Below are 24,285 nucleotides of genomic sequence, written 5' to 3' on the forward strand. Positions count from 1 at the left end.
TCCAGCCGGCGGGGCACGGCTGGAGGTGCGCGGGGTCGGCGTCGTCGTACTCGCCGTCCCGCGGTAACCGCGACAAGGGCAAGGGGCGTGAGCCCCGTTGCCCTTGGTTTAGCGCCGCGGCCGGGTGAGGATCGGCCGGGCGCTAGCGGGCTACGCGGAAATAAGGGTATTTTTGACCCTTATTTCCGCGTAGCCGCCCCATTTGAACAAAATAGCGGTATTTGATGGCCTTATTCTCCCGCAGGAGCCCCCAAATGGGGCTTTTTGCTCCTGCCGGACCGAAATAAGGCCATTTTTTACCGCTATTTGTTCAAATGAAGCTCAATCGCCGGAAATAAGGGAACTTATTACCGTTATTATTCCCTGGGGCCCCCGCAACGCCGGGCGCCCCCAAAAACCAACCCCCACGGCAAAGCCATGGGGGTTGGTTCAATAAATTCAGCTCAGCGCCGAAGGCTCCAGGCGCTTCGCTTGCACTTGGCTGTTCGCATCGACCGTGTAGCTTTGGTCGTAAATGCGGATCGCTGCTGGAGTATCCGATTCGTTCGAGACGATGATGCTGTCAGCGGTTGCGTTGACTTTCAGCCGGGCGCCGCGGAACATCACCTTAAACGAGAACGAGGTCCAGTGCGACGGGATGAACGGCCGCAGCACCAGCTCGCCCTCCCGGACGCGCAGGCCGCCGAAGCCTTGCACGATCGCCATCCAGGTGCCGGCCATACTGGTGATATGGCAGCCGTCTTCGGTGTCGTTATTGTAGTTGTCGAGGTCCAGACGCGCGGTGCGCAGGTACATCTCGTAAGCCTTCTCCTGATACCCGAGCTCGCAGGCGAGAATCGCATGCACGCAAGGGGAGAGGGAGGACTCGTGAACGGTCATCGGCTCGTAGAAGTCGAAGTTACGTTTCTTCGTATCCAGGTCGTAACGGTCGCTCAAGAAATACAAGCCTTGCAACACATCCGCCTGCTTAATGAAGCACGAGCGCAAAATCCGGTCCCACGACCAGTTCTGGTTCAGCGGCAGCTGCTTCGGATCCAGTTCCTTCACCGGCATCAGTTCTTTATCAAGGAAGCCGTCCTGCTGCAAGAACACGCCGCGCTCCTCATCGTACGGATAGTACATGTTGTCGATGATGTGCTGCCATTGCTTCGTTTCCGACTCCTGAAGCCCCAGCTTCTCCACCAGCGCTGCATAGTGCGCGGCATCTTGGACTTTGAGCTCGGCCAGCACTTCCAGCGTGTATTCGAGCGTCCAGGCGGCAATCCGGTTCGTGTACCAGTTGTTGTTGACGTTGTTCTCGTATTCGTTAGGGCCGGTTACGCCGAGCATGACGTATTTGCCCTTGGCTTGTGAGAAGTTCACGCGCTCTTCCCAGAAGCGGGAGATTTCCACCAGCACTTCCAGGCCATACTCGCCCAAATATGCTTTATCCCCTGTATAGTTAACGTAGTTATAAATCGCATAAGCGATCGCCCCGTTCCGATGGATCTCTTCAAACGTGATTTCCCACTCGTTGTGGCATTCCTCGCCGTTCATCGTCACCATCGGATAGAGCGCGCCTTTGGTGAAGCCAAGCTTGCGGGCGTTCTCCTTCGCTTTCTCCAGATGCTTATAGCGGTAAATCAGCAAATTGCGAGCGATATCCGACTCCGCCGTGCTGAGGTAGAATGGCAAGCAATAGGCTTCCGTATCCCAGTAGGTGCTGCCGCCGTATTTTTCCCCGGTGAAGCCTTTAGGCCCGATGTTCAGTCGGTCGTCCTCGCCGCTGTAGGTTTGGTTTAATTGAAAAATATTAAAGCGAATCGCCTGCTGCGCCGCAACGTCGCCTTCGATGATGATGTCGCTCATTTCCCATTTCTTCGCCCAGGCTTCAGCTTGCTCGCGCTTCAGGGCATCGAAACCGGCCTCTTTCGCGGAGTGCAGCGCGGCCTTGCCGGCTTTCACCAAGTCGCCCAGCCCATGATCGCGGGAGGTGACATTGGCAACATACTTATACAACGTTACCGTCTCACCGGAGACCGCTGCCACGGCCACTTCGGCGGAGACGAACTTCTCCTGCTCGTGGAACGCAGGGGCCAGATCCAGGCGTTTCCCGCCTTGTTCCACGTCAAACGCCATCACCGAGGTCACGTGGAAGTCGAGTTTCTTCGTCTTTACGGTTAAGTAGGAGACGTCGGCACCGGCCGATTTTTCCACCTCAAGCCAGAATTTCTCCTCGTAGTTGGAGTCCTTATTCATCACGTCACCGTCCAGATAAGGAGCAAAGCGCAGCTCCCCGCTGAAGTTGAGCGGCGTTACCGCGTAGCGGATCGCCCCGATCTCATGGCGTACGATGCTGACAAATCGCAGCGCTTCCACGGCGAGTTCTTTGCCGTCCTTCATCACGGCGGTAAAGCGGCGGCAGAGGTAACCTTCCTTCATGTTGAGCTCGCGAACGAAATCCTTCACCTGACACTCGGCCAAATCCAGCGCCGCGCCGTCCACGAAGACGTTAATGCCAATCCAGTTGGTGCTGTTCAGCACTTTGGCAAAATACTCCGGATAGCCGTTCTTCCACCAGCCCACCCGGGTTTTGTCCGGATAATACACGCCGGCCATGTAGCTGCCTTGCAGGGAAGGGCCGCTGTACTGCTCCTCAAAATTCGCGCGTTGGCCCATATAACCGTTGCCGATGCTAAAAATACTTTCCGAAATTTCATGATTCGCCGGATCAAACGATTCTTCCAGGATGGACCAGGGATCCACTTTCAAATACTGTTTCACGCTAACCGCTCCTTTAGTCATTTCGAATAGATTATTATGCAAAAATAGAACGAGAGGTATTCGCCGCACGCGGCCCGCACAAATTAAAGCAAGGCGAGCTGTGCTTCCTGCGAAGCTGCCCTAGGGCCCTAGTGTTGACTGCGCTTATTTCGCGGCTAATTGCTGCAGCATGGCGACCGAAACGTCGCCCAGCGAGGAGACCACCCGATCCGCCTTGCCCAGCGTATCCGGCGAACCGATGCCGATGCAGCGCATGCCTGCGCGCCGGGCTGCTTCGATGCCGGCCTCTGCATCCTCGAACACGACGCAGGCTTCGGGGGCAACGCCCAGCTCCGTAGCGCCAAGCAGGAAAACTTCCGGATCGGGCTTGGCGCTGGAGGTGCGAGTGCCGTCGATGATCGCGTCAAAGTACGGGGTAAGCCCGGTATTCCGCAAAATGATCGGGGCGTTCTTGCTCGCTGATCCTAGCGCGGTCTTCAATCCGTTTTCCCGGCACTGCTGCAAGAACTCCAGCGCTCCCGGCAGAATTTCCGACGCGTCCATTTGGGAGATGTACTCGACATACCAGTTATTTTTGCGTTCAGCCAGCTCCTGCTTGACGTTGTCTTCCAGTTGAAGGCCGCCCACGCTAAGCAAGATGTCGAGCGAGGCCATGCGGCTGACGCCTTTCAGCTTCTCATTGTCCTGTTCGGTAAATTCGAAGCCGAGCTCGGCGGCCAGCCGTTTCCAGGCGAGATAGTGGTATTTCGCGGTATCCACGAGCACGCCGTCGAGATCAAATAAACAAGCTTGAATGGGATTCATAACGAACCTCCTCTATGGTGGATTTAGCGCAAACGTTTGAACAAAGCGTGAAAAATAAAGGAAGCGTGAGCTTCCGTTTATTTTTTCTCCAATGTCTAATGCAACCTGTTGCCTCAAGGCTTCTTGGGAACTGAATACATGGACGACTCGCGAACCATCAGCCGATGGGGAATGATCTGCCGTTTCGGATATGCCTTGTCGTCGTCGTTGTTCTGAACGGCTTGGATCAGCACCTGCGAGGCGGTATACCCCAGATTGTAAATGCCGATATCCATGCTGCTAAGCGGCGGCGTTGACAGTTCTGACAACGGGATGTTGTTGAAGCTGACCAGGCATAAGTCTTCAGGCACTTTGTACTTCAGCTCGTGCAGGCCGCGAAGCACGCCAAACGCTACGACGTCATCGATCATGACCAAGGCCGTCGGACGGTTCGGTAGATTCATGAAGAACGACATGGCCCGATAGCCGCTGTCCTGCAAAAACTCACCTTCGACAATCCATTCGGGCCGACTCTCCAAGCCTGCATCTCGAAGCGCATCCTGATAGCCTTTCAACCGGTCTTTGGAAACAACGAGCTCCGGCGGTCCGCTGACGAACCCGATCCGTTCGTGTCCTAACGCGATCAAATGCTTTGTGGCGTCGTACGACGCCTGGATATTATCGTTATCCACCGTTAAAATATCAGGATATTCCTCGCTGCGCCCGATGAGTACAAAGGGATGACCGCCTTTATGGAGAAATTCGATCACGGGATCGTTCTGCCGGGAATACAGTAAGATGACCCCGTCCACCCGGCGTCCGTTCAGCAGTCTGGAGACGCTTTCGACTTCTTCTTTCTCATTGGCTCCGGAGCTGATCAGCACGTCATAACCCAGGCGACTGGCTTGGGTCACAATGCCGCGGATCAGTTCCATGAAGAAGAAGTTGGAGAACAATTCCTCGGCGGACTTTGGCAGCAGGATGCAAATGCTATTTGTCGTTTTGGAGACCAGACTCTTGGCCATAATGTTGGGATGATAGCCAAGCTGGTCCATAATGAGCTTTACTTTACGCGAGGTTTCCTCGCTGATTCTGGGATGATTGGACAGCACCCGGGACACGGTAGAGGGCGATACTCCGGCCTTTTTGGCAACATCCTTGATGGTGACAGCCATAAAAAACCTCCTCTGTGGAACCGTTTGCTTTACACTGTAATATTAATCTAAAGAAATCTGAAAGTAAATAGAGAATCTAGGGATAACCCCGTATAACACCGCTGAAAGCTCCTCATATTCTCATCGAAAATGGGCATTCAATGCAGGAAAATCAAGAGATTTTTGCGCAAACGTTTTACTCTTAAAAAAGAATTCGGCCGGCCCATTTTCTCATCGAGTTAGGGCCGACCGCAGGTATAAAAAGCAGTTTGTAGATTATGCTTGCGTTAATACTGCATAACCGTATGCTGGTAGCTTAACGGCAAGTTTGCCGTCCGCCGTGTTGTAGGTTTGCCCGCTGAAGGTGTCGCGCCACATTTTCCCATCCGCAGGGATCGTAAAGGTCTGTCCGGCATCGTAGTTGTTGAGCAGGACAAGTACTTTCTCCCCGTTCAGTACGCGTTCATAAGCCAGCTTCGAGCCGCCCTTCTCGGCGAGCAGGAATTTCAGGCTGCCGGTGCGCAGCGGAGCCAGCTGCTTGCGAACCTTGATCAGCTTCTGATAAAACGCAAACAAATCGCGATCCTGGCGTTTAGGATCCCACTCCATACATTTGCGGCAATCCGGATCCGGTCCGCCGTCGAGACCAACTTCGTCGCCATAGTAAATGCAAGGCGTTCCGCTGTACGTAAATTGGAACAGGGCGGCCAGCTTCATTTTGGCTTTGTTGCCATCGCATAGTGTGAGCAAGCGCGGCGTGTCATGGCTGTCCAGCAGATTAAACGCCACTTCGCTTGCTTGGAGCGGATAACGGGACAGCTGCTTGCCGATCGCATTCGCGAAGCCCTCGGCATCCAACGTGCCGCGTACGACGAAGTCCAGCACCGCTTCGGTGAACGGATAGTTCATCACGGCATCAAATTGGTCCCCTTGCAGCCAAGCCGAGGACTCATGCCAGATTTCGCCTAAGATGTAGGCATCCGGGTTGGCCGCCTTCACGACTTTACGGAAATCGCGCCAGAAGGCATGGTCTACTTCGTTGGCAACGTCCAGCCGCCAGCCGTCGATGCCCACTTCCTTAATCCAGAATTCAGCGACTTTCAGCAAGTATTCTTTTACTTCCGGATTTTCCGTGTTCAGCTTAGGCATCAGCGGCTCGAAAGCAAACGTATCGTAACTAGGCACGCCGTCCTTCACTTGCAGCGGATACTCGCGCACATGGAACCAGTCTTTGTAACGGGATTTCTCGCCTTTCTCCATCACGTCAACGAAAGGGGCGAAGGTTCTGCCGGAGTGGTTAAATACGGCGTCGAAGAGCACCTTGATCCCGCGCTCATGGCAGGCTTGAACCAGCTTCTTGACCGTAGCGATATCGCCGAAATGCGGATCGATCTTCATATAGTCGGCCGTATCGTATTTATGGTTGGTTGTCGCTTCGAACAACGGGGTAAAATAGATACCCGTAATGCCAAGCTCGCTTAAATGATCGAGGTGATCAATGACGCCTTGCAAATCCCCGCCAAAGAAGTTATCGCGCTCCGGTTTGCCGCCCCAAGGCAATACGCCCTTCGGATCGTTGCTTGGGTCGCCGTTGGCGAAGCGTTCAGGGAAGATTTGATAGAAGATGGCATCCTTCACCCATGCCGGCGGCGTAAAGACGTCAACCGGATTGATGAACGGGAATTCGAACAGCCGCTCAGGGCCAGATGGACGCTCTTTCGTAAACTCGCTTTCCGTCATCCAGATCTGCTCGTCGCCGGACTTCAGCAGAAAGCCGTATCTCGTTCGGCGCAGCGGCGGTTGGTAGGTACATTCCCAATAGTCGAACATCTCGTCGCTGATCATCAGGGTCATCGGAATCAGTTCTTTACTTTGATCCCACATGTATTTGTCCCCCACAAAGGCATAGACCTCAGTGAGATCGTTCTTCTTGGCGCGCAAGCGCAGATGAAGCGTTTTGTGGTCGTAAGCATAAGACCAGTTCAGCTTAGGGCGATGATAGACCGCTTCAAGTAACATGATGAATCCCTCCTAGTGGATTGTGGACAGCTTTGTCCGCCAGGCCCCCGTATCCACTTGCTTTGGAAGCAAAAAAAGCACATCCAAGCCGGAGAAACGGGCCGAGGATGTACCTTTCGATAACAGTGCCTTCAAATTGTGTAACCGAACGGCAAAGCTAGTATTGCTCTCATTGATCCGGATTATAACACTGTTCAAACCATTGCACAAGACGGGAGAAAGTAATGTTCAGGGGAAAGCAGACGATAGATGATAACCTAACGATGAAATAGTAGATTGTGCTGATAAATCGTGAAAATTTTGCGCAAATATGCAATGTTCACTTGGCGCACAACAAAGTTGGGAATATATAAAAAGTGCGAATATTAGAGAAAACGTAAGAAAAACAGAGGAAGAGGATGATTAACCCCCGTTTTTTCTCTGTGCAAACGTTTTTACAACTTCATAGGTATGATGTATCATGAGTTCATGGATAAAGCGCTTTCGGGCGGGAAATACTAAACTATCCCAGGAAGAAGTCGTGGAGGAAAAGTAGTTATAAGTATTTTCTGAAAACGTTTGCGCATCACGTCTTTATAATTATTAGGAGGGGTTATAGTCATGAAGTTCAAAAAGGCATTGACCTTGATCGCGGCGCTGTCCTTGGTTGTTTCGATCACGGCTTGCGGAGCGGGCAACAACGGCGGCAACAACGGAAGTGCAAATGCTCCGGCGAATCAGACTGAAAATACGGGGAATACCGGTGCCGGAGAGAATGCTTCCGCGGATGCGATCGTTCCGGAAGAGGGCGCTGAGCTGCTCATTTGGGATAGTAAAGAAGAGAAAGTGTTCACTGAAGAAATCGCGAAGCAATTCACCGAAAAATACGGCGTGCCTGTAAAAATTGAAGAAGTATCGCCAACCGACCAAATCGGGAAATTGACGCAAGACGGACCGTCCGGTCTGGCAGCTGACGTGCTGATCGTCCCTCATGACCACCTGGGGAATGCAGCAACTTCCGGCTTGATCCTGCCGAACGATGTCTTCGCTGAAGAAACAACGAAGAACAATACGGAAGCTGCCGTTCAAGGTGCAACTTATGACGGTGTACTGTACGGTTATCCTAGAGCTGCCGAAACGGTGGCTTTGTATTACAATAAATCGCTTGTTCCAGAGCCGCCGAAAGACTTCAAAGACGTTCTGGAATTCAGCAAAACGTTTACCGACAAATCCAAAAACAAATACGGCATCATGTGGGAAGTCGGCAACATGTACTTCAACTATCCGTTTATTGCGAGCACCGGCGGTTACTTGTTCGGCGATAACGGTACGAACCCAGACGACATCGGTTTGGCTAACGATGGCGCGATCGAAAGCTTGAAAGTGTTCCAAAGCTTGAAAGAAGCTCTGCCGATCAACAGCGGCGACATCAACCCGGACATCAAACGCAGCTTGTTTAACGAAGGCGACGTGGCAATGGACATCAACGGTCCTTGGGAATTGGCAGGATACAAAGCCGCTCTCGGCGACAACCTGGGTCTTGCTCTATATCCTTCCGTCAACGGCAAAACAGCGATCACCTTCTCCGGTATTAAAATTTGGGTCGTAAACTCCTTTACGAAATACCCGAATGCAGCTAAACTGTTCGCTCATTTCGCTTCCACGAAAGATGCTCAGTTGCTGCTGAACGAAAAAGTCGGCGCCGTACCGACGAACCTGGAAGCGCTGGAAACCGATCAAATCAAAAACGATCCTTTCGTTTCCGTCTTTGCTGAGCAAGCGAAGAACTCCCAGCCGATGCCTTCCATTCCGGAAATGGCTAACGTTTGGGCTCCTGTTAACGCTGCGCTTCCGGAAATCTGGAACAACAATGCAGATCCAAAAGCCGCGATGGAAAATGCCGTGACACAAATTCGGGATTTGAACCAAGGGGCAACGGAGTAAGGCAGAACGAACTGTCACCCAGTGAGGGAAGGTTGAGCCCGCCGCTGATAGCGGCGGGTCATCCTTAATTTCCCAAGGGAGAGGAGAAGGAAGGGAAATGGACCGACACCAACATCGGGATCGGGCGACGCTTTTGTCGATACTGTGCATGGGCCTAGGACAACTCTACAATCGACAATATATCAAAGGGTTGTTGTTCGTCCTTTTTGAAGCATTTAGCGTGATCTATTTGATCCGGAACTTAGGGTTTGCGCTCTGGGGAATCGTTACGCTTGGTGAAACGCCAAGAACCGGAGCCAATATGAACGGAAGCTGGGATCATTCGATCTTCATCATGATTCAAAGCTTGATTACGCTGCTGTTTGTGGCGGTTTTTATTATCGTTTATGTGATGAACGTCCGCGATGCTCGCGCCATCGGGCTCGAACGGGACAAAGGCAAGACACCGAATAACTTTAAGCAAACGGTACGTTATATCCTGGATTACAAGTTCGCTGTTGCATTTTTGAGCATTCCCGCCCTCGGGATTTTATTTTTTACCGTAATGCCGATTCTGTTCATGATTCTGCTTGCGTTCACCAACTATTCGGCGCCGAAGCACATCCCGCCGGCCATGCTGGTCGATTGGGTTGGCTTCGAAACCTTTAAAAATTTGGTGGCACTCAAAACCTGGAGCCATACCTTTTACGGCGTATTGACCTGGACGATTATCTGGGCGATTTTGTCCACGGTAACGACTTATTTCGGTGGTATGCTTGTCGCCTTACTTATTAATCAAAAGGGCATTCGCTTCAAAGGGCTATGGAGAACGATTTTAATTCTTCCTTACGCTATTCCGCAGCTGATTTCGCTGCTTGTCATGAGAAATATGTTTAACGGTCAGTTTGGTCCAATCAACCAATATCTTAGTTATTTCGGTCTGGGCGGGCTGCCGTGGTTAACCGACCCGTTCTGGGCGAAAGTGACGGTTATCGTCGTTAACATGTGGGTGGGGATTCCGGTCTCCATGCTGCTGATTCTGGGCGTGCTGACGACGATTCCAAAGGATTTGTACGAAGCAGCGGAAGTGGATGGAGCTACCGGGTTCCAGAAATTTAAGATCGTCACGCTGCCGATGATTCTGTTCACGACCGCACCAACGCTGATTACCCAATTTGCCGGTAACATCAACAACTTTAACGCCATCTTCCTGTTAACGGGCGGCGATCCGGTGAAGGGCGATTATCAGTATGCCGGGGCGACCGACCTCCTGGTAACGTGGCTGTACAAGCTGACGTTGAACCAAAACAAATACAACATGGCCTCTGCGATCGGGATCATCATTTTCATCATTATCGCTTCGTTCTCGATTTACAACTACCGCAGAACCAAGTCGTTTAAAGAGGAGGATATGATCCAATGAGCAGACGGAAAATACGAAACGCGATTCGTCTGGGCGCCAGCTACATTGTGCTGATCCTGCTGTGCATTGCCGCCGTCTACCCTGTGCTTTGGGTCGTCTTCGGTTCGCTGCGGCCGGGTAAATCGCTTTACAGCAAAACGTTGATTCCGGAAAAATTTACGTTTGATCATTATCACGAACTATTTACATCCAAAACCTATCTGTTTGGCACCTGGTACCTGAATACGTTGAAAATTGCTGTCTGCTCCATGATTCTGGGCGTGCTGCTGACGCTGCTTACGAGCTATGCGCTCTCCCGGTTCCGGTTCCGCGGACGCAAAACGGCGCTTTCCGGCCTGCTCGTGCTTGGGATGTTCCCGGGATTCATGAGCATGATCGCCATCTATCTGCTGCTGCGGGAGATGCAGCTGCTGGATACGCATTTGGCTCTGATCATCGTATATGCGGCTGGGGCTCCGCTGGGCGGTACGTTTATCGCCAAGGGCTTCCTCGATACAATTCCGCGATCGCTGGATGAAGCGGCGCGGATCGACGGAGCGAGCAACTTCCTGATCTTCCGGCGCATCATTCTGCCGTTGTCCAAGCCGATGCTGACATATATGGCGTTAACCCAATTTGTCGGTCCCTGGGTTGACTTCATCTTTGCCCGGCTCGTCCTGCGGACGAAGGAAAATTGGACGCTGGCCGTCGGGATGTGGGATATGGTCAGCAGCAATCAGAACAGCAACTTTACGCTGTTTGCCGCAGGGGCGGTTCTGATCGCGCTTCCGATCACGATCCTGTTTATGTTCCTGCAGCGGCTGCTTGTTGACGGCTTAACTTCGGGCGCCAGCAAAGGATAATGCAGCTAGAGTTGATCAACACCTGGGTATAGCCTCAGTCAAAGCGGGGCTATACCCTTTTTATACATAAAACAAAAGGGGATGCGGAAATGAAGAAGCTTCGCGGTGGGCGGCACTGGAATTCCGTGGGCCTAAAGATGTTTGTGATCGTATTTGCGGCAGTCGTGGTGTTGTCGGTGGTGCTGGGGTTCAGCTCTTACCGGGCGTCCAGGGAGATCATCCGGGAGCAAGTGGCTTCCGCCTCCACTCAGGCGGTGGAGCAGGCAGCGGACAAGCTCGACTTCCTGTTCGAACAATATGAGGCTACGTCGCGGCAATTGGCCGTTGATCAGACGCTGCGGAGCGATCTGGAGACGGTGAACCAGCCGGGAATCGGAACCGTTGTGAAGACGCAAGCCGAGGACCGGATCCGCAAGAAGCTTGACGCGTTGAAGAGTGCCGATGAACGTCTTCAGGGAGTGCGTCTTGTTTCTAAGGACTTGGAAGACGTGAAGTCGTACAAATCTTCAGGGGTCAGTTCGGTGCGTACGGATGAGGCGGTGGAAATCCGGGTGAAGGAGGTATTGAAAGCAACCGGCGAGCCCGTGTGGTTCCCGGCGTTACAGAAGGGCTTCTTTAACGCTTATACCGAGCCGACGATCACGATGGCCCGCTTGCTGCGGAATATCAATCACCCGGAGGCTGAGTACATCCTGCTGTTTGAGATTAAGGCGCAGGCTCTGGGGGATATTTTGGGCAACCTGCAAATCGGGAAAACCGGTCAGGTGCGGGTACTTACCGCCGATAACCGGATTGTCCATGCGAACGATTCCGCTCTCCTGGAGACGGAATCCATAATTAAGGTAGATGCCAAACGGGCGGAATCGGGGGAAAGCTCGTTCCAGGCGCCAGACGAGCAAGGAGTTCAGCAACTGGTCGTGTTCCGGCCGCTGAAAACGGTCGACTGGCGGATTGTTGGATATGCTCCGGAGAACGACTTTTTGAGTGCGACGGATCGGCTGCTTGTCGTCATGTTGTTCGTGCTTCTGGGCGCCGTGGTCGTTGCGGCTCTGATCGGCTATTTCCTGGTGCGCATGGTCGGCCGGCCCTTGGAGCAGCTGTGCCGATTAATGGAGGAAGGCGAACGCGGAAATTTGCAGGTGCGTACCAACTTTAAAGGGCATGACGAGATCGGTCGGCTGGGACACAGCTTCAACCGGATGCTGGAGCAAATTTCACGGCTGGTGGACCGGACAAATGATTCCGCCGTGGAGCTGCTGGCTACGGCGGAGAATCTGACGAAGGCATCGCGCGATACGTCGCAGACCGCCGCCGAGATTGCGCAGGCGACCGGAGAAATCGCCGCCGGAGCTGAAAGCTTGGCCGTGGAGGCGGACAAGGGCACCGAGACAGCGGAGCAGATTGGCAATCAAATGAGCCGGGTGGCTCGTCTGAACGCAGCGATGGACGATTCGGCCGGACGTGTCATCGAGGTCAGCCGCAATGGGGAAGCGCATATGGAGGAACTGGTGGAGAAGACGGAAGCCGTGTCGCGGATGACGGCGCGGTTAGAGGAGAATTCGGCGAAGCTCAGCCGAAGCACCCAATCGATCCGCTCGATCCTTGCCCCGATGGTGGAGATGACCAAGCAAACGAACATTTTGTCGTTAAATGCTTCGATCGAAGCGTCCCGTGCCGGGGCAGCCGGCAAAGGTTTTATGGTCATTGCCGGGGAGATCCGCGAGCTGGCAGCCGCTTCGGGGGAATCGATCCAAACCGTATCGGCGATCACCGAGGAAATCCAGGAGGCAATAGGACAAACGGTGGAGGTGTTGACGGGAATTGCGCCGCTGTTTGCGGCACAAACCGAGGCCGTCAAAGAAGCCGCAGGCATCTTCCAGAACGTTAAAGGGGAGATGGAGCGGTTCGTGACGGAGATCCGAAGCTCGTCGGCCTCCGTTCAGGAGCTGCTGCAATCGCAAGCGACCCTGCAGGATTTTGTGGACACGGTCAGCTCGGTTGTGGAGCAGACCAGCGCCTCCACCGAAGAGGTGGCCTCTATGTCTCAAGAGCAGCACCGGGTCAGCGCCGAGTTGGTTGAACTGTCGGCTCGTCTGGAGGAACTGGCGGGACAACTGCAGCGTTCGCTTAGCGCCTTCCAAGGTGAAGGTGAGGCGAGTCCATAATTGTCTGTCGTGTTTTCGTGTCGCTAGCGGACTCAAATGCCGTTATATCCGCTGATCAGCGGGATCCTCGAAAACTAACGGACCCAGGAGCCGCTATTTGCTGCTTGGATAGCTCCAAACGCTAGTTTTAGCCCGAATAACGTCACTGGAGTCCATTAGTTTTTGAAATATGCGAAAAATGAGCAAATAACGTCCATACAGTCCGTTACATTTAAAAAGGCCCTGCAGCTGTTTGTTAGCTGGCAGGGCCTTTTACTATTCTAATACCGCTGTTGAATACGCAGGCAGCGTCAGCGTATTGCCGCTGAGGCTGGCGCCTTCGCCTGTTTCCGCCAACAGCTTGGTGAAGCTCTTGCCGTCTGCTTGATTCGGATCCAAGGAGACCGTGAGCTCTTGACCGGTTAAGTTGTGAGCGACGAGCACCGCCTGGTCTTCTGTCAAGCGAACAAACGCGGTGATTCCCGGCTGATCCGTTGTATATTCCTGGATTGCTCCGTCCCTTAGCGCCGGAATATCGTTGCGCATCCGGATCAACTGGCGATAATGCGACAGCAGGGAGGCGGAGTCGCCGGTTTGCTCGCTTACGCTGAGGCCCTTGATGCCGGCATTGTTTTTGGCGGGCTCCCAGGTCGTTTGGCCTTCGCTGTCGTCCGGCGTCCAACGCATCGGCTCGCGAATCAGCTCGTCAGGCTTCGCCCCAAACATGCCAATTTCCTCGCCGTAATAGATGTACGGATTGCCGGGAAGCGTGAGCAGCAGGCTCGCGGCCATCTTCGCGTGCGGCACATCTCCCTCCAGCTGGGTCATGACTCGGTTCTGGTCATGGTTGGTCAAGAACGTAGCGTCGACGAAGTTGCCGCCGGATTTTTCGCTGTACAGCTTATACGTACGCTCCAGCGTAAAAGGGATGTTCGCGTCCTTTTCGTTCTTGACGCTGCTGAGGATCGTTTCGGCCAGGCCAAAGTTAAACCCGGAATCCAAGGCTTTGTCCAGATAGGAGGAAATCAGCGCTGCGGAAGGATCCCAGATCTCGCCAACGAGATAGGCGTCCGGCTTGACTTCGTTGAGCCCACTGCGGAACTCCTGCCACCAAGCCACATTTTTGTTCGTGGTTTCTTGGCTCTTGTCGGTCAGCAAATCCTCGTAGATATGCTTCGCTGCATCCAGGCGGAACCCATCCACGCCTTGCTCCAGCCAGAATTGTCCGATCTCGATCATTTCTTTCCGTACTTCCGGGTTATCGAGGTTGAGATCCGGCATCCCGTCCCAGAAGATTCCGAGGTAATGGCCGCCGTTCAGGCTATGCCAAGGGTTGCCGCTTCCGGCGGCACTGGTGCCGGACACAGCACGGCCTTGATCCTCGGCCCAAACGTACCAATCCCGGTACGGGCTGTTTGGATCGGCAGCTGATTGGGTGAACCACGGATGCTCTTTGCTGGTATGATTGACGACCAGATCCATAATGACCTTTATCCCGCGCTTATGGGCCTCATTCAAAAACGTACGGAAGTCATCCATCGTCCCGTAATCCGGATTGATGTCCCTGTAGTTGGTGACGTCATAACCGTGATAGCTTGGCGAAGGATTAATCGGCATCAGCCAGATGCCGCCAATCCCCAGGTCGGTATCCGTATCCGGGTTCCCATCATTTAAGTAGTCGAGCTTGCTGATCAGCCCCTTGAAATCCCCAATGCCGTCGCCGTCCGAGTCGGCAAAGGAACGGACAAAAATTTCATAAAAAACCGTAGAGGGTTGGGAATCCACCGCATTAGGTGCAGCGGCTTTCCCGCCTTCAGGGGGGTTCGGGCTTGTGGCTGCTGTATCGTTGGAATTCCCTTTTGGTTCCGAGGCGGTGCTCTTACTGCCCGGTGTATCGGTACAGCCGGCAAGCAGCATCGGCAGCAGCACCAAGAGCAGGATCAGGATCCGAAGCAGGTGCGGGGGAAGCAACGGGACAGCGCTTCCATTTCGCCGCAGCTTCGTTCGCTGAAGAAGACTTGGGGTTTGCATCGAACATCTTCCTTTCGCAAAAGTACCTTTATTTCACCATCATACCTGAGCAACAAGAAAAATAAAACGTTTGCACAAGGAGAATTTAAGGAAATTTCAGTTAATATAAGTAAATTACATAATTATTAAGACGAAATCATTAGTTATCTCCATATTAATTAGATAATCGCCTGTTCTCATAATTGTTATTGAACAAAACCATGAAAATTTAGATTGGTATCCGTAAAAATGAATCTAATTTATCCCAATTATGCAATATATCAGTATGCAAACGTTAGAATTTGAGATGTGGGGATGAGGCAAAGTCTTACTGTGTGGAGCAGGGACAACCTTTGTAATTTAGTGACAAGCTGTGTGAAAGTTAATCCTATCAAAATACTTGTATATGTGTTATCATACGATTTGTAATTCGCAACTCGGCGTTTGCCTATCAAGGTGCGAACACGAATTTAAGGACATATTCAGGGGGAGATCAGGTTATGGATACCTTGCGTATTATCATTAATGTAGCCGTTATGCTCGTGCTGATCGGCATTCTGATTTGGATGCAGAAGAAGCACATATCCTTTACCAAGCGGGTGTTTACCGGACTGGGGCTTGGGCTCGTGTTTGGAGTGATCCTGCAGGTGTCCTACGGCGCCGGCTCTGAGGTTATCGCGAAATCAACCGACTGGTTTAACCTGGCTGGGCGTGGTTACGTCGGGCTACTGCAGATGGTTGTTATTCCGCTGATCATGGTTTCGATTATTTCGGCAATCATGAATTTGAAGGGGAAACAAAACTTAGGTAAAATGAGCGGTCTGATCATCGCGGTATTGCTGATTACGACGGCGATCGCGGCCAGCGTCAGCATCGTGACCAGCTTGAGCTTCGATCTGAAGGCAATTGAAATCGAGGCAGGCGAACGGGAGCAGGCGCGCGGGGCGGCACTTGAAGACCGGCTGGGCACAGTGGAAGATAAGACAATTCCGCAGCAGGTGCTCGACTTCATTCCTACCAATCCGTTTGCGGATATGACCGGTGCGCGGAGCACCTCGACTTTGGCGGTCGTGATTTTCTCGGCATTTATCGGGGTAGCGGTACTTGGACTCGATAAGAAAAAACCTGAGCAGGCGGATACGTTCCGCAAAATGGTCGAAGCGGTTTACACCGTTGTGATGCGGATCGTTACGTTGGTTCTGCGCTTGACGCCTTATGGGATTTTGGCGTTGATCACGAACGTCGCTGCTACGACCAACGCCGAAGAGATTTTGAAGCTGATCAAGTTCGTGGGAGCTTCGTATGTGGCGCTGATCGTGATGTTCATCATTCACCTGATTCTGTTGGCCGCCTTTGGCTACAATCCAATTCAGTATGTACGTAAAGTGTTCCCGACGCTGGTATTTGCGTTTACCTCGCGTTCGAGTGCGGCAACGATTCCGTTGAACGTGGAGACGCAAACGAAACGTCTGGGCGTTCCAGAAGGAATCGCCAACTTGTCGGCTTCGTTTGGTGCAACGATCGGACAAAACGGCTGCGCCGGGATTTACCCAGCAATGCTGGCTGTTATGATCGCTCCGACCGTTGGGATCAACCCGATGAGCTGGGACTTTATCCTGACCTTGATCCTGGTTGTAACGATCAGTTCGTTTGGGGTTGCCGGCGTTGGCGGCGGGGCTACGTTCGCTTCGCTGATCGTTCTGTCGACAATGAACCTGCCGGTTGCTTTGGCGGGTCTCTTGATCTCCGTCGAGCCGCTGATCGATATGGGCCGGACGGCGCTGAACGTCAACGATTCGATCACCGCTGGCGTAATCACCGGCAAGATTCTGGGCGAGAACGACACCGAGGCGTTCAAACGCGACGTGGACTTGGACGCTGTGACTGCTTAATACATCGCATGGGAAATGCAAACGAAAACCGCTGGGCGTATGCCCGGCGGTTTTTCTGTGTAGGGTACCTATGTCAGCCGCACGCTTCTCATGATTATCCCGTTGCATCAGGGGGGGGCGGGGATCACCTCACTCAATCCTTCCATTTCTGAACGAAAGGGATAATCATGGAAAGAGGAGCCAGAGGGGGGCACGAAGGTCACGAGGGTCATGAGATAGCGTTGGCCCTGTGAGTCCCCCTCAGTTAATAACAAAATATTTTTCCTCGAACTTGATCTCCGACGGTTTCTCGGGAGTTGCGGGGGAAGAAGCTGCACCGTTGATGGTTACTTTGTTGTTCCCGTTAATATGAAGCGCACCGTTCGTATAGATGTGGCCTGTTAAGGCCGAGGGGGCAGTCCCGTTGTTCACATTGACCGAACCCGCAGCGAATAAGGCAAATTGATTGCTGCCGTTTATATTATTGATGTTGGAGGCTCCTGTGAGATAGATGTTTTGGGCGAACAGCGTACCGCTGGTATTCAAGGAGCTTCCATAAAAATCGCCGGTGATGTTCACCGTAGGTTCGCTGTTAAAGTTGGTGGTTCCGTTCACTTTAATTAAGCTGCCTTGCAATTTCATATTGTTTCCGTTGTTGATCAACAAATCCCCGCTAATGTAAATGATCCCGCTGGCCACGATAGACGAATTGGCTTCCATCGTAACCCCGCCTTTTACCCAGAGGTCGCCGTCCACCTTTAAAGCAACGTTGGGCATCAATTTGATCGCATTTAATACGGTTGATTTCGTGAACTGGGTGCTAGTTCGAACCTCGAAGTCCAGTTGTGTCGCCGGGGTTGCAAAAAGGGCCGATTTCGTCGTCTTCAGGTCCTGATCGAGCTGATTCACGATGGAGGTGATATCTAATCTTTTTGGCGGAGTTAGACTCGATCCCGGCAAGGTAGGGGATACAAGGACACCGTTAATGTGGGACTGATTGTTGGCTACTGCTCCAGCCGAATAGACATTCCCGTTGATCGTCGTTCCGTTCAAAGCCGTGGACCCAAAGCTAACTACGGCGTACTCGCCCGTTCCGGTTCCCGGAGAAGGGTCGGTAGGAGTGAAGGCGAGCGTAATCTCCACCTTTCGCCGGAAGGTTTGCGTGATTTTGTCCGATACCCCATCGGCTCTGACAACGGCAACGTACCGCTGGTTTTCGGTGTCCAAGGTGACTGTCTCAGCCTCTACATAGGGGGCGGCAGCGGCTTGCACGTCTTCCAACGTCACTTTGTCCCTATCGCTCAGCGCCATCACGGCCGCCCGCAAATCGGAAAGCTTGATCAGCAGCTTCGTTTCGCCGTCGGCTTGGGCGGAGACGATATCTTCGGAGACGTTGACCATCCCTTGAGAATTCGTTACCGACTGCACGACCAGCGTGCCGATCACGAGCAGCATGGCAACTAAGAGCAGCACAGAGATTAAAGCATAACCTTGCTCTTGGCGGATTGTGGCTAGTCCTCGTTTTGTCATCCACACGCACCTCACGAAATCAGTTTGATGGAAACGAACAGATAGATTGGCTCGACCTTGGGCTCATTCTTTAGCGCCACTTGAAGGTTCACCCACAGATCGTTAGGGCCTTTGGAAAAAGTGGTGCCGGTTAAATCCAACCTCTCGTCGCTGAAACGTTCGCCGTTGAGGAGAAGCTGTCCCCCGACAAGCTGAAAGCGGAGCGTCTGGGTCGTTTCCGTCAGCGCATCGGTGACCACTTCCGCTTGAAATTGCGTAAAGGTGCCCGAGCCCGAAATGGACACGGCATTTCTCAGCTTGGTCTGAAGGGCTGAACTGAGCGTGATCGCTTCGTTCCGAAGCTGGGTTTCATGGTTAACCCGTCCAAAAGCGAACAGCGATGTGGTCAGCACGGTAGACACCAGGACGACCAGCAATCCGGATAAAGCCAAGGCGGCCAGCAGCTCCACCAGCGTAATTCCGTCTTCCCGGCGAATCAGCCGCAATCGATGCTTCATGACGAGCCCCCTCCGGCGATTGCGTAGTTTTTCTTCACAGCCCCGGTTATCGAGACTTTGTGTCTATATTCGCCTGCGCCCTGGGATCGGTCAGGCTGCCAATAGGCTGTTACGGTGATGTACAGGATGTCAGGATGGGAAGGATAGTCCGAATGATGGCTGCTCACCTCGGTTTCTAGCAAATAGATTCCGCGAGTGATATTCGGCAGCGTTCCCGGGGATTGGCTGGCCCAAGTCTGCAGCTGCGAAAACCCCATCGCTTGCACCTCGTGCAGTCGGGCGTTCGCCAGATGGGTTGCGGATAAACGCTGATTCGTAAGTCTGCTCTGCGATGCACTGTTCGAGAAATAAGATAACAAAGCTAAGCAGACGACGGAGAGAATCACTAACGCCAGGGCTACCTCAAGTAAGGTCAGACCGTCTTCCCGCGCAAATGCCCGGAGAAGAGGTGATTTTTTTTGTCTATAGGCAGGTTCCATGACCGTCCCCTCGCTTTCAAAACGGGATACATATGCAGAGTGTTGTTAATCGATAGAGAGTTCTGTCGACCTATGTAATCTAGGTATATTTTACTACAAAAATGATAGCATCGTTTTAGTGAAAGGTATATAATCGGTATTAAATTACTACGATTTATTTTTCTGGAACTATTTTTGTTTGCTATAAATAGGACAATAGAACTATTAATTAAATCGCATGAAAACTCCAACAGGGATGAGGTGAACCATGTACACGATCAAGAAAAGGTTGGGTGAACTTCTGCTGGAATCCGGAATCATCACGGAGCAGCAGCTGCAAGCCGCTTTGGAGGAACAGCAGCGCACCAGAAAAAAGCTTGGTGACGTGTTGTTAGCACAAGGCGTCTTGACGGAGCACCAGCTCATCGAGGTGTTGGAATTTCAGCTGGGTATTCCTCATGTCACACTATCCAGGTTTCAAATTGATACGAAATTAAGCCAGGTCATTCCGGAGCAAATGGCCAGACGGTATCAAGTGCTTCCGATCCGCGTAGACGGACGTAAACTCATGGTTGCAATGGCCGATCCTTTGGATCTGTTTATCATCGACGACCTCAGAATGAGCACCGGCTTTACGATCGAACCGGCGATTATTTCGCGGGGCGAGCTGCAGCGGGGCATTGCCCGGTTGTATGGTCTGCAGGACTCCATGAATGAAATGATCAAGGATCTTGGGGCCGGCACCGTTCAAATTGAAGTTGAAGATGCGGTGATTCAGGGTGAGGATTCGCCTGTCGTCCGGCTGGTGCAGCAAATGATTGAGCAGGCGGTGCGCCTTGGCGCCAGCGACATTCACGTCGATCCGATGGAGACCCAACTGGCGATCCGTTATCGGATTGATGGACAGCTGCGCAATGAGCGGACGATTCCGAAGTCGATGCAAGGCGTCATCATCGCCAGGCTGAAGATTCTCGGCAACCTGAACATCGCTGAACGGCGGTTACCGCAGGATGGCCGGATCAAAATGCTGGTGGATGGCCAAACGATCGATATCCGTTTGTCGTCGCTGCCAACCGTCCATGGAGAAAAAATCGTCATGCGGCTGCTCGACCTTGCCGAAGGCGTGAAGGGCTTGGACAAGCTGGGCATGACGGAGCAGACGTTAAGCCTGTTCCGGCGCATGATTGAGAAGCAGCACGGCATGGTTCTGCTGACCGGGCCAACGGGGAGCGGGAAGACGACGACCTTGTATTCGGCCCTGCAGCACTTGAACCGGGAAGAAACGAATATCATTACGGTCGAAGATCCGGTGGAGTACACGCTGGACGGCGTGAACCAAATGCAGGTTCATCCGGCTGCCGGATTGACGTTTGCCAGGGGGTTGCGCTCCATCCTGCGTCAGGATCCCAACATTATCATGGTGGGGGAAATCCGCGATCTGGAAACGGCGGAGATTGCAATTCGTGCTTCTTTAACCGGGCATCTCGTATTTTCGACTTTACATACCAATGATGCGGTGAGTACGGTCGTCCGGCTGCGTGACATGGGGATCGAGCCGTACTTGATCGCCTCGTCGCTAATCGAGATCGTGGCCCAGAGGCTGGTGCGCTGCATCTGCCCGGACTGCAAAACGGCCTATACGCCAGATCGGCAGGAAATGATTTATCTGGAGCGTCTCGGCATTCAAACGGACAAGCTGTACCGCGGCAACGGCTGCGGCACCTGCGGCAAAACCGGCTACCGTGGCCGGATGGCGGTGCATGAAGCGCTGCTGATCAGCGACGACCTGCGCACGGCGATTGTGGAAGGCCGCTCAATTCATGAGCTGCGCCGGATGGCGAAGGAGCAAGGGATGACGCCGTTGTTTGCCGACGGGATCCAGAAAGCGCTGGAGGGACAAACCACCTTGCAGGAAATCATCCGTGAAGTGGAAGAGGGAGAGCGATGAATCAAGGACCGATCGTGACGGACGGGACGTTTAACGGACTGTTGAAGCAGGCGTTTGATGCCGGCGCCTCCGATTTGCACGTGACGGTGAATTCGCCTCCGGTGCTGCGCATCGATGGAGCGCTTCGCGCCCTGGACGGAGAGCTGCTCTCGCCGTCCATGCTGGAGCAGATCGTGCAAGAGCTGATGAGCCCGGCGCAGTATAAGAAATTCACGGAGTTCGGGGAGCTGGATTTCTCTTACGGCGTGCCGGGCCTCTCCCGGTTTCGCATCAATGTCTTCCGGCAGCGGGGCTCGATCAGCATCGCGGCCAGGGTCATTTCGCCTTCGATCCCGCCCTTCGAAACGTTAAATTTGCCGCCGGTGCTGTTGAAGCTGGCGCAGAAGCCGCAAGGGTTGTTTCTGGTTACCGGCCCGACGGGAAGCGGCAAATCAACGACGTTGGCTTCGTTGATTGACCATATTAATCATACCCAGCGCAAGCATATCGTAACGCTGGAGGATCCGATCGAATACTTGCACCGCCACGACAAGTCGATCATTAATCAGCGGGAGGTGGGGCTGGATACGTTGTCTTTTGATAACGGACTGCGGGCTGCGCTTCGTCAAGATCCGGATATCATCTTGGTTGGCGAGATGCGCGATCCGGAGACGATTCGGACGGCCATCACGGCGGCCGAAACCGGTCATCTCGTCTTTGCCACCTTACATACGGCGGACGCTCCGCAAACGATCGATCGGATCATTGATGCTTTTCCACCGGCCCAGCAGGGGCAGATCCGGATTCAGCTGGCTTCGGTGTTGCTGGCAATCCTATCGCAGCGGCTGCTTCCGTCCCGCAGCGGGAAAGGGCGGGTGTGCGCGACGGAATTGCTGCTCAATCCGCCGGCGGTCGGCAACCTGATCCGGACGGAGAAGGTGCACCAAATTCGAAGCGTGATGCAGACAAGCTCCCAGCTTGGGATGCACACGCTGGAGATGAGTCTGCGTGAGCTGCTGCGGCAAGGGGCCATTGATGAGGCTGCAGCCCGGCCATACCTAGCGGAAAGCCCTCATTAATTCACGAGGTTAAGTAAACAGCAGATGTGTGAAGCGGAAGGACAGATGGAAGATGCCCCAGTACGTATATCAGGGCAAGGATGTGGTGGGGAAGCGATGCAAAGGGGCTCTGCAAGCCCCGGATCGGCCAACCGCGCTTGCCGAACTCAAGAGGCAGCAAATCGTAGTAACGGGTCTGCGTGAGCAGCGCGAGACGGTGTGGAATAAAGAGTTTTACCTGGGCAGCCCGGTGAAGAACGAGCAGTTCGTCGTGTTTTGCCGGCAGTTTGCCACGATGATTAAGGCGGGAATCTCGATCGTGGAGGCGACCGCGATCTTAGCGGAGCAATCGGAAAGCAAACCGCTGAAGAAGACGCTGGCTGAAGTAACCGCCGAGCTCCGTAAGGGCAATACGCTCTCCGGGGCGGTCGCGGCGTACCCGCGGATTTTTCCGTCGATCTTTGTACATATGGTTCGCGCAGGGGAAGAGGCAGGCAGCATGGAAGAGACGCTGGAGCGGCTTGCGGTGTATTTTGAAAAAGCGCATGTCACGCGGGAGAAAGTGAAGTCCGCGATGACCTATCCGCTGATCGTCAGCGTGATGGCCGTGTTTGTGATTATCTTCCTGTTGAAATTTATGATTCCCCGCTTTCAAGCGATGTTCGCTGAATTAGGCGGTGATTTGCCCGCGATTACGAGGTTTACGCTTACCCTCAGCCGCAGTGTGGAACAGCATTGGATCGTATGGCTGCTGGCCGCTTTGGCGGCGGTTGCTGTGGTCTACCTGCTCTTGAAGTGGGAGCGAGGGGCGTATGCTTGGGATTATATCAAGCTCAAAGTCCCCGTGTTCGGGATGCTCAATCGGAAAAGCGCGATCGCCCAGATGACGCGGACGTTGTCTTCGTTGTTTGCCAGCGCGGTGCCGGTGCTTCAAGCCTTGGCGATCGTAGAGAAGGCCGTCGGCAACAGGGTGATCGGAGCGACGCTGCAGGAATGCCAGGCATCGCTGCGCCAAGGACGGCCGCTGTCAGAGCCGCTGCGCCAGTCGTGGGTGTTTCCGCCGCTGGTCACCCAGATGATTCGGGTTGGTGAGGAGACCGGTTCGATCGATGCGATGCTGGGCAAGGTGGCCGATTTTTATGAACGGGACGTTGAGAACACGGTGGACAAGCTGAAGCAGCTGATCGAGCCGGCGATGATTTTGCTGCTGGCTGGCGTGGTTGGCTTTATCATTGCTTCGGTAATGATCCCGATGCTTAGTATTTATCAAAGTATCAGCTGAATTGGGTTGAGCTCACGAAGTGAAGCAAATTATTTTAGGAGGTTAATTATTATGACAGCACTTATCCAACGGATTCAACGATTGCGCAAGGAAGAGAAGGGGATTACGCTCGTCGAGTTGCTGGCCGTTATCGTCATTATCGGGGTGATCGCTGCAATCGCGGTGCCTTTGATTTCCGGGTTGTTGAACGATACGAAGGAGAATGCCAGAACAGCAACGGCAAACCAGCTGTATGAAGCGGCGAGATTGAGATCGATTACGAAAAACAACGGGGAAGTTACAGGGACGCATAAGCTGTCCGACTTGGTTAGTGAAAAATACATCCAGAGCGGAATTACAGATCCCAAAACCGGGGCGGCATTAGGCGACAATACTTCCGTAAATCTGGACAATTGGAATACGGAGAATGCTGTAGTCACGTTGATCATCGGCAGTGATAGCGTCAGTTTTAAAACCTCTGAATTAAAAGCAGGTAAGAAGCTTGCTTCTTCTACAGACTGAAGCGGATGGACGCGAATATGATCCTGACGGCGCTGAATGTTGCCGGTGGGCTGGCCCTGGGGCCGGTCCTGGCGTGGTACGGGCGCCGGCTGGTGGCGAAGCGCGGGCTGCTGCGCGCAAG

General features: G+C 53.3%; 17 protein-coding genes. 9 read left to right on the forward strand and 8 right to left on the reverse strand.

Going from position 1 to position 24,285, the window contains the following annotated elements; genetic code table 11:
• Positions 1-438: 438 nt before the first annotated feature.
• The 4 genes from POTG_RS06035 to POTG_RS06050 all read right to left on the reverse strand — a co-directional run bounded on the left by POTG_RS06035 (position 439) and on the right by POTG_RS06050 (position 6,719).
• Positions 439-2,763, reverse strand: coding sequence for a glycoside hydrolase family 65 protein (locus tag POTG_RS06035; protein ID WP_009223931.1), 2,325 nt, complete (start codon positions 2,761-2,763; stop codon positions 439-441).
• Between the two features lie 144 nt (positions 2,764-2,907).
• Entirely contained in the window at positions 2,908-3,567 is a 660-nt protein-coding gene (pgmB, locus tag POTG_RS06040; RefSeq protein ID WP_009223932.1) for a beta-phosphoglucomutase, read from the reverse strand.
• A gap of 113 nt (positions 3,568-3,680) precedes the next feature.
• Positions 3,681-4,721, reverse strand: a complete 1,041-nt coding sequence (locus POTG_RS06045) for a LacI family DNA-binding transcriptional regulator (protein WP_009223933.1) — start codon at positions 4,719-4,721, stop codon at positions 3,681-3,683.
• Positions 4,722-4,976: 255 nt separating this feature from the next.
• Positions 4,977-6,719 carry an alpha-glycosidase gene (locus tag POTG_RS06050; protein ID WP_009223934.1) on the reverse strand — a complete coding sequence of 581 codons (1,743 nt, stop codon included), beginning with the start codon at positions 6,717-6,719 and terminating at the stop codon, positions 4,977-4,979.
• 600 nt (positions 6,720-7,319) lie between these two features.
• On the opposite strand from POTG_RS06050, the gene POTG_RS06055 reads away from it, so the two are divergent.
• From POTG_RS06055 to POTG_RS06070, 4 genes are all read left to right on the forward strand, one after another.
• Positions 7,320-8,642, forward strand: a complete 1,323-nt coding sequence (locus POTG_RS06055; protein ID WP_009223935.1) for a sugar ABC transporter substrate-binding protein — start codon at positions 7,320-7,322, stop codon at positions 8,640-8,642.
• A gap of 97 nt (positions 8,643-8,739) precedes the next feature.
• Complete coding sequence (locus tag POTG_RS06060) at positions 8,740-10,044, forward strand: carbohydrate ABC transporter permease (protein WP_009223936.1); 1,305 nt, start codon at positions 8,740-8,742, stop codon at positions 10,042-10,044.
• Positions 10,041-10,886 (forward strand): sugar ABC transporter permease, encoded by an 846-nt coding sequence (locus POTG_RS06065; RefSeq protein WP_009223937.1) that lies wholly within the window; start codon positions 10,041-10,043, stop codon positions 10,884-10,886. Before POTG_RS06060 ends, POTG_RS06065 begins: the two co-directional genes overlap by 4 nt.
• An 89-nt stretch (positions 10,887-10,975) precedes the next feature.
• Positions 10,976-13,051 (forward strand): methyl-accepting chemotaxis protein, encoded by a 2,076-nt coding sequence (locus tag POTG_RS06070; protein ID WP_009223938.1) that lies wholly within the window; start codon positions 10,976-10,978, stop codon positions 13,049-13,051.
• A gap of 255 nt (positions 13,052-13,306) precedes the next feature.
• Here POTG_RS06070 and POTG_RS06075 read toward each other — a convergent pair whose 3' ends face one another.
• Positions 13,307-15,061 (reverse strand): alpha-amylase family glycosyl hydrolase, encoded by a 1,755-nt coding sequence (locus POTG_RS06075; RefSeq protein ID WP_083791421.1) that lies wholly within the window; start codon positions 15,059-15,061, stop codon positions 13,307-13,309.
• Positions 15,062-15,540: 479 nt separating this feature from the next.
• On the opposite strand from POTG_RS06075, the gene POTG_RS06080 reads away from it, so the two are divergent.
• Entirely contained in the window at positions 15,541-16,932 is a 1,392-nt protein-coding gene (locus POTG_RS06080; protein ID WP_009223940.1) for an L-cystine transporter, read from the forward strand.
• A 240-nt stretch (positions 16,933-17,172) separates the two neighbouring features.
• On the opposite strand, the gene POTG_RS06085 is transcribed toward POTG_RS06080, so the two are convergent.
• From POTG_RS06085 to POTG_RS06095, 3 genes are read right to left on the reverse strand one after another with little or no spacing between them, the layout of a single operon-like run.
• On the reverse strand, positions 17,173-18,441 hold the full coding sequence (locus tag POTG_RS06085; RefSeq protein ID WP_036644412.1) for a hypothetical protein: 1,269 nt from the start codon (positions 18,439-18,441) through the stop codon (positions 17,173-17,175).
• Between the two features lie 11 nt (positions 18,442-18,452).
• Entirely contained in the window at positions 18,453-18,938 is a 486-nt protein-coding gene (locus POTG_RS06090; RefSeq protein WP_009223942.1) for a prepilin-type N-terminal cleavage/methylation domain-containing protein, read from the reverse strand.
• Entirely contained in the window at positions 18,935-19,417 is a 483-nt protein-coding gene (locus POTG_RS06095) for a type IV pilus modification PilV family protein (RefSeq protein WP_009223943.1), read from the reverse strand. The genes POTG_RS06090 and POTG_RS06095 overlap by 4 nt, the downstream gene beginning before the upstream one ends.
• Positions 19,418-19,664: 247 nt before the next feature.
• Between POTG_RS06095 and POTG_RS06100 the strand changes: the two genes are divergently transcribed.
• The 4 genes from POTG_RS06100 to POTG_RS06115 are packed head-to-tail and all read left to right on the forward strand — an operon-like array spanning position 19,665 to position 24,164.
• Positions 19,665-21,344: a GspE/PulE family protein gene (locus POTG_RS06100; protein WP_009223944.1), complete on the forward strand. Its 1,680-nt coding sequence runs from the start codon at positions 19,665-19,667 to the stop codon at positions 21,342-21,344.
• The gene (locus POTG_RS06105; RefSeq protein WP_009223945.1) at positions 21,341-22,402 is read left to right on the forward strand and encodes a type IV pilus twitching motility protein PilT; all 1,062 of its coding nucleotides are present in this window, start codon (positions 21,341-21,343) and stop codon (positions 22,400-22,402) included. Before POTG_RS06100 ends, POTG_RS06105 begins: the two co-directional genes overlap by 4 nt.
• Before the next feature lie 52 nt (positions 22,403-22,454).
• On the forward strand, positions 22,455-23,663 hold the full coding sequence (locus POTG_RS06110; RefSeq protein WP_036644415.1) for a type II secretion system F family protein: 1,209 nt from the start codon (positions 22,455-22,457) through the stop codon (positions 23,661-23,663).
• A 51-nt stretch (positions 23,664-23,714) separates the two neighbouring features.
• Positions 23,715-24,164 carry a prepilin-type N-terminal cleavage/methylation domain-containing protein gene (locus tag POTG_RS06115; protein ID WP_009223947.1) on the forward strand — a complete coding sequence of 150 codons (450 nt, stop codon included), beginning with the start codon at positions 23,715-23,717 and terminating at the stop codon, positions 24,162-24,164.
• Positions 24,165-24,285 lie beyond the last annotated feature (121 nt).

This window comes from Paenibacillus sp. oral taxon 786 str. D14 (assembly GCF_000159955.1).
In the GTDB taxonomy this organism is placed as follows: Bacteria; Bacillota; Bacilli; order Paenibacillales; family Paenibacillaceae; genus Fontibacillus; species Fontibacillus phoenicis.